The 3516-nt window shown below is 72.4% G+C and carries 4 protein-coding genes; all 4 read right to left on the reverse strand.

What is annotated here, in order from left to right; genetic code table 11:
- Positions 1-99 precede the first annotated feature (99 nt).
- Positions 100-849: a COG3904 family protein gene (locus tag DDE13_RS22035; protein WP_111406346.1), complete on the reverse strand. Its 750-nt coding sequence runs from the start codon at positions 847-849 to the stop codon at positions 100-102.
- The gene (locus DDE13_RS22040) at positions 846-2186 is read right to left on the reverse strand and encodes a hypothetical protein (protein WP_235868816.1); all 1341 of its coding nucleotides are present in this window, start codon (positions 2184-2186) and stop codon (positions 846-848) included. Before DDE13_RS22040 ends, DDE13_RS22035 begins: the two co-directional genes overlap by 4 nt.
- Before the next feature lie 254 nt (positions 2187-2440).
- The gene (locus DDE13_RS22045) at positions 2441-3070 is read right to left on the reverse strand and encodes a hypothetical protein (RefSeq protein ID WP_111406347.1); all 630 of its coding nucleotides are present in this window, start codon (positions 3068-3070) and stop codon (positions 2441-2443) included.
- 19 nt (positions 3071-3089) lie between these two features.
- On the reverse strand, positions 3090-3516 hold a 427-nt coding region (locus tag DDE13_RS22050; RefSeq protein WP_162631183.1), incomplete at its 5' end, for a hypothetical protein.

Below are 3516 nucleotides of genomic sequence, written 5' to 3' on the forward strand. Positions count from 1 at the left end.
CCCGCCGGGACGGGACAGGCGGTGCCGTGCCGGGCGCGCGGCAGCGTGGGGACCGCGTGCCCCGCGGCGCGTGCGGTGCCCGGCCATCGGCGGTGGGCGTCAGTCGGCGACCACGTTCCAGTCGCGCAATTCGTCCGGGGACAGGATGTAGATCGCGTTGGCGGGCGTCGCCATGGCCGGCCCCATGAGCCGCAGGTCCACCCCCATGTCATCGAGATGGGCCAGAACCTCGGCCTGGCCGCGCTGGATGTCCGCGACGGCGAGAAAGGCCGGAACCATCGCGGAACTGCCGAAACTGTGCTGGTGCACGCCGACCCGGGCCGTGTCCGCGACATGCCGCGCCGTGCCGCCGACGAAGGCATAGGGACAGGCGGACAGGCAGACCGCCCCGGCCTCCAGCCGTGTGTCGATGTCAAGATCGCGCAGCACCCGCCCGAGCGCGAGCGCGTCCATGACGCTGCCGCCCGGACTGTCGAGACTGACGATGGCGGGGCGGATATCGTCAAGCTCCGCGGAAATCCGCTCCGCGTCGCCGGGGGCGATGGCCCCGCGCAGCGACAATGCCTCCGCCCCGTCGATGGTCGTCGGCGCGGCCAGCAGGCGGCGCGGCATGTCGCCGCCCGTGCCGGGGCCGGGGCTGGCCGGTGTGCGCGGCCGGTAGCGGCGGGTCTGGTCGCCGGGGCGCGTCGGCTGATCCAGTTCGGGCGCGCGCGGCGGCGCGAGCATGCCGGGGATGTAGGGTCCGAGATCGAGCCCCACCAGCAGGACCGCAAGGGCGATCTGGCCGCCCAGAAGCCAGCGCAGGACACGGCTGGTCCCGGAGGCGCGGGGTTTTCCCGCCGCGCTCATTCCGCGGCCCTGGCGGGGGGATAGGACCGCTCGTCGCCGCCGGGCCTGTCGGCGTCTTCCGCATCTTCCGGGTCTTGGGCGTCCTCGGCGCCGGGCCCGTCGCCCGGGGCGGTCGCGGGCGGCGATGGCGTGCCGCGCTCCGCGGCCTCCACCTGCCGCAGCGCGAGCACGGCAGCGCGCAGTTCGGCCACGGTCATCGCATCCTCCGGCTCTGCCGGGTCGCGGCCCGACCGGATCGCCGCCTGCGCGACGGCCACGATCAGCACCAGCACGGCGGGCAGCAGGTCGATGGCGATGGCCCCGGCCCATGACGGCGCGAAGTTGCCGGCGTAGCGGATCACCGCATCCGCCGTGGAAATCGGCGTGTAGACGACCTCGGCCGCGGGTTCGAGCGCAAGAACCTCTGCCGCGGCGGTCTGGAGCGTTTCGGCCCGCTGGGCGAGAACCTCCAGCAGCGAGGTGATCGTCGCCTGCTGGGCGGCCTGCCCGGTCGCATCCCCCGCATCGAGCCGCGGCAGCACGACCGACTGCGCCAGATCGCGCGCGGCGCGGTCCACCTGTGCTGCGACGGCAAGCTGGCGCATGGTCGTGATGACCCCGGCGAGGCGCACCGATTCCTCGGAAAACTCCACGCCGCGCTGGTCCACCGGCCCCGGCGCCACGGTCAGCGCCCGCATCCGGCTGAGAATGGCGTTGCCTTCGGCGAAGGCGGCCGCGACCGGGGCTTCCTGCGCGGCGATCAGCGCTTCGAGCGCCGCAAGCTCGTCGGATTTCTGGGTCAGGACCCGGAACACGGCCCCCCGCCCCGCCAGCCCCGACAGACCACCGCCCGCTTCCTGCTGCGACAGATCCTCGAACCCCTGTCGGGTGCGGGCGACATCGAGCCGGAGCGCCTGACCCTGCAAGGCGATTTCATGGGCGCGTTCGAGCGATGCCTGATAGTCCTGCACGGTGCGCGCGAGATGCTGTTCGACCGCAGCCGACCCGGCCAGCGCCGCGGCGTTGAGCCAGGACGACATGGCCACGATCGCCGCCGACCCGATCACCATCGACAGCACCAGCCACAGCCGCGACGCGGCGCTGCGCATGGCGGGCAGCAGCCGCAGCAGATAGGACCAGAACACGAAGATCGCCGTGGAGACCGCGGCGCTGTAGGCCACGGCGGCAAAGAGCGACAGCGCCCCGCCTTCGTCCAGCAGCCCGCGCACCCCGAGATAGGTATAGATGCCGGAGGCGACGGCGAGCACCCCGAGCGCGGCGGAGGTGAAACTGTCGAGGGCGCGCAGATGCCCTTCGACCTCGCGCGCGTGCCGGAGCCCCCTGGTGTCGTGGTTCATGCCGCCTCCTTGTCCGCGGGATATGGCGTGGCCCCGCCCGGGCGACACGCCGTGCTTGCAGGACGCTGCATGGCGGTACCGCCCGCGGTCCTGTGGCCAGTGTCGGGAAGCGGCCGGGCCAAGTCGAGTCCGAAACGCCGCGCCCGACGATCCCGTTGCCCATGGGGCAGACCGGGCATCCCGGCCATGACGGGCCGGGGCGGCATCCGGGGCGGGCTTGACCGCATCCCGGCGGCACCGGACATGCGGGCAGGTCAGTCTTCGGCGGGGGCCGTCAGTTCCATGGCGTAGAAGCGGCCCGCGATCTCGCGCGCCTTGCCCTTGCGGAACAGGTCCGGCATCGTCCAGTCGGGTTCGTCCCCGGCGAAGAGATCGAGAAACGCGATGGCCAGCGACGGGTCGCGCGACACGTTCTCGCGGAAGCTCCACCAGACGCGCGGATCCCCCAGTTCGGCACCGGGATGCTGCGGGTCGTGGAAATCGTGTTCCAGCACCAGCCCGCGGACATTCAGGCAGAACGCCACGTAAAGGTACCCTTCGGGCCAGAAATAGGCCGGGTGCGTGTCGTCGGCATCGGCGGGCTTCGCGGTCGCCACGACGGGCGCGCGGCGCACCAGCGTGCGCAGCATCAGCCCAGCGGCGAACCCGACATAGCTGGCCTTTTCCCCCAGTTCGGACGGTTTCTGGACCTGGAAATCCTGAAGCCATTCGGCGAAGGCCGCAGTCAGCGCATCCTGGTCGCAGCGAAAGGTGACGCCGGTTTCGGCCTCGGTCCGGCGGACCTGGTCGGAGAAGGCCGCAAGAAACCAGCGCAGCCGCTGGGCGGACTTGCGCACCGGGGCGGTGTCGGCGGCGTCGGCGTCAGGGCGCGACAGGCTGGACATGGGGCAGCACCCTCCGGGGTCAGAGATGGTCGGACAGGGTCTTGAGTTCGTGCGCCAGCCGGTCCGGGTCGCCGATGGCCGCAAGCACGCCGTGGCGGCAGGCCCGCGCCAGCGCCATCGCCATGTCGAGAAGGGCGGATTCCTCGGCTATGTCCGCGCCGCGTTCGGACAGCAGCCACACCATCACCGCGACGAGCTTGAGGTCCACCGCATCCTGTTCGTCGCGCGCCAGCGGCACCGGCAGGCCCGGCGCGTGCCCGGCCACATGCCATGCGCGCAGGTCGGCAAAAAGATGGGCCGCGTGGTCCGCAGCACCGAGCGGCCCGCCGTCGCGCAGCGCCACGAGCCGCGAGGCCGCGACGGTTTCGCTCAGCATGTGGTGATCGTCGGGCGTGGCCGACCGCAGCCGCGCCCAGGCGAAGGCCAGCACGCGCGCGCAGCCGGCC

It is taken from the genome of Meridianimarinicoccus zhengii (assembly GCF_003254465.1).
GTDB lineage: Bacteria > Pseudomonadota > Alphaproteobacteria > Rhodobacterales > Rhodobacteraceae > Meridianimarinicoccus > Meridianimarinicoccus zhengii.